Annotated in this window: 2 protein-coding genes; both read right to left on the bottom strand. The window is 53.0% G+C overall.

Annotation, left to right across the window (positions count from 1 at the left end):
* On the bottom strand, nucleotides 1-803 hold an 803-nt coding region (locus M0814_RS28930; protein ID WP_146774734.1), incomplete at its 3' end, for an IS3 family transposase.
* A gap of 20 nt (nucleotides 804-823) precedes the next feature.
* A complete protein-coding gene (locus tag M0814_RS28925) occupies nucleotides 824-1,120 on the bottom strand; it encodes a transposase (protein ID WP_103486676.1) in 297 nt (98 codons plus the stop codon).
* Nucleotides 1,121-1,159 lie beyond the last annotated feature (39 nt).

The raw sequence follows: 1,159 nt of genomic DNA, 5'->3' as shown, positions 1-1,159 counted from the left end.
GCCTGCTGCTCAAACAGCGCAGGCGGCAAGTGGTTCGAGGCAGAGTGGCAACGACGATGGTTGTAATGATGAACAAAATCCATCACATCCTTCTCCGCTTCGAAATGGTTTTGGTAGCCGTTTTCCGGCATCCAATCGTGTTTCAAAGTCCTGAAATAGCGCTCAACAACTGCGTTATCCCAGCAGTTCCCTCGCCGACTCATGCTCTGAACGATCCGGTTTTCTGCCAAGCAGCCAGCAAATCGACCAGCGGTGTACTGGCAGCCCTGGTCTGAGTGAAATAGCAGCTCAGGCATCGGACGGCGTAGTGACACTGCCAACCTTAGCGCCCTTGCAGAGAGTTCAGCATCGGCAGTTCGGGAACAGGCCCAACCCACAATTCTGCGTGAAAACAGATCCATCACCACCGCGAGATAAAGCCAGCTATTACCGACTCGGATGTAGGTAATGTCACCGGCCCAAAGTGTGTCTGGCTGGGTCGGATTAAAACGACGATCAAGTATGTTCGGTGCAACAATCGCTGGTTTCGTAGCACGTCGATAGTGGGCATAACACGGTCTGCGTCGATGTAGGCCAAAGGTGTTGATCAGCGTGCGCATTCGACAGCGCCCAATAAAAATCCCCTCTTTTCTTAGCTCCCTGGAAAACCCACGAGTACCTAACGCCTCACGATGCTCTTTATGCAACGCACGAAGTTTACGCCTCAGCAAGCGCTGTTCAGGCTTCAGGCGCTTGGGTTTACGCTTGGTGTAATAGCTGCTTCGGGCAACGCCAAGCACTGAGCACATGCGCCGAATCGACATTGCACCTCGAACGCCATCAATCACTTGGTTCGACCGAACAGAACCTTTAGATGAGAGGGCAATTGCTTTTTTAGCACTTGGTTCTCGGCTTCGAGCAGTGCCAGCTTTGCCTGGAGCGATTCGATCAGTTCCTGATCCTGCAATCGCGGTGGCTGCGACATACCTTCTTGCTCTCGACGCCAGCGCGAAACCCAGCGACGCAGGGCCGTAGGGCCCACACCAGTAGCTTCACAGGCTTTAGGGATCGAGTAATTCATCTCCACGACCAAGCGAATGGCTTCTGTTTTTTCCTCTGACGTGACAACCCGATATCCCATGATGCTTCCTTAAATCGACGCTCCTACATCATGGTCTAA

Source organism: Pseudomonas sp. MWU12-2020, assembly GCF_023100605.1.
GTDB lineage: Bacteria > Pseudomonadota > Gammaproteobacteria > Pseudomonadales > Pseudomonadaceae > Aquipseudomonas > Aquipseudomonas fluorescens_H.
This window is presented reverse-complemented; position numbering and strand designations above follow the sequence as displayed.